Origin of the sequence: Snodgrassella sp. M0110, assembly GCF_016101465.1 — a bacterium.
Taxonomy (GTDB): Bacteria; Pseudomonadota; Gammaproteobacteria; order Burkholderiales; family Neisseriaceae; genus Snodgrassella; species Snodgrassella alvi.
Genome location: NZ_JACFQM010000022.1, coordinates 1 through 1696, shown reverse-complemented (window position 1 = coordinate 1696; position 1696 = coordinate 1). Strand labels below are relative to the sequence as shown.

General features: G+C 38.8%; 2 protein-coding genes. Both read left to right on the top strand.

Annotated features, from left to right (window positions below; translation table 11 throughout):
• Positions 1 to 169: aldehyde dehydrogenase family protein (locus H3T84_RS11925; protein ID WP_198219311.1), on the top strand; the 169-nt coding region annotated here is incomplete at its 5' end.
• A gap of 307 nt (positions 170 to 476) precedes the next feature.
• On the top strand, positions 477 to 1696 hold a 1220-nt coding region (locus H3T84_RS11920), incomplete at its 3' end, for an aldehyde dehydrogenase family protein (protein WP_198219309.1).

Sequence of the window (1696 nt, the reverse complement as noted above, 5' to 3'; positions counted from 1 at the left end):
TCTGGCCTCGCGAATTGAAACCGGTATGGTATTTATTAACCGTTTCGGTGATTCCGTAGCTGAACTGCCATTTGGCGGAGTTAAACGTTCGGGCTACGGACGTGAGCTTAGCGATTTGGGTATTAAAGAATTTGTTAACCATAAATTGGTGGTACTTGCTCAGGAATAAGCTCACTGCTTCTGCAAAAAGCAGTCTGTAAAACAGGCTGCTTTTCTTAGATAAAATGAAGGAAAATCACCAATCAATTTTAATATTTTTCATGATACTGTCCAGTTTTCTGATAGTGTAAATCATATTCTAGCTATACTGCTTTATGATAACTTGATTTTCTGCCATACATTCATTAATAGCCTATATTAATATTTATAATTTTTGTTAAAATTTTTTCTCACATAATTCGGACAATTGTTTTCTCCTGCTCCGTATTTTACAGACAAAATATCCTTACAATTATATGTTTGAAGGATAGCTAAATATGGCATATCAATCCATTGATCCCCTCACTAGGCAGCTTATCAAAATTTTTCCCAATCATACTGATGCTGAAGTTGAAAGCGCACTGACTCAGGCTCATACACTATATAAGTCAGAATGGTCACAACCCAAAAATATTGATGAAAGACTGGAATTATTACAGCGCCTGACCAAATTAATGATAGAGCATCAGGAAAAGATTGCCCGTACTATTACAATGGAGATGGGAAAACGTATTGTAGAGAGTCGTAACGAGGTTATTAACTCCATTGAAATTATTCAGTACTGTGTTAAACATGCTGCTGAATTATTAAAACCAATAGCCTATCCGAGCAAACTAGGTACTGGTTGGGTAGAACATCACCCTATCGGTATTATTCTGGCAATTGAATCATGGAGTTTTCCTATTTACCAGCTTATCCGAGTAATTGCACCAGCTATTGCCGTAGGCAATCCGGTAGTAGCCAAACATGCCAGTAATGTTCCGCAATGTGCCCAACTGGTGGAAGATCTGTTGCATAAAGCCAAAGCACCAGCCGGTACTTATACTAATTTATGTGTTAGCTATGATCAGATAGTAGCAATCATTGCTGACCAGCGTGTACAAGGTGTAACTCTAACAGGGTCTGAAGATACCGGTAGTATTGTAGCCGAACTAGCTGGTAGTAAACTGAAAAAATCGACTATGGAACTGGGAGGTAATGGTGTATTCATCGTTACAGACGATACGGATGTCGTAGCCGCTGCACATACTGCAGTAACAGAATGTTTGTTTAACGCCGGTCAGGCTTGTATTGCGGCAAAACGGTTTATCGTTCATGAAAAATTAGCCGATCAATTTATCCAAATCGTTAAGGATGATTTTGCTCAAGTGGTTATGAGCGATCCGATGGATGAAAAGACTACTCTGGCACCCCTTTCATCTTTTAAGGTCTTGAATATATTGGGTGATCAGCTTTATACTGCCATTGATTATGGTGCTAAGATATTATGTAATAATCCGCTAGGTGAATATAATTTTTTTGCCCCAACACTGATCACGGATATCAGCCGGGATAATCCGGCTTATTTCGAAGAATTTTTCGGGCCTGTAGCACAGTTGTATGTTGTAAAAAATGATGAAGAAGCAATTACACTGGCTAATGATTCTAATTTTGGTCTGGGCGGAACCGTTTTCTGTAAAGATATTGAACGCGCCAAAAATCTGGCCTCGCGAATTGA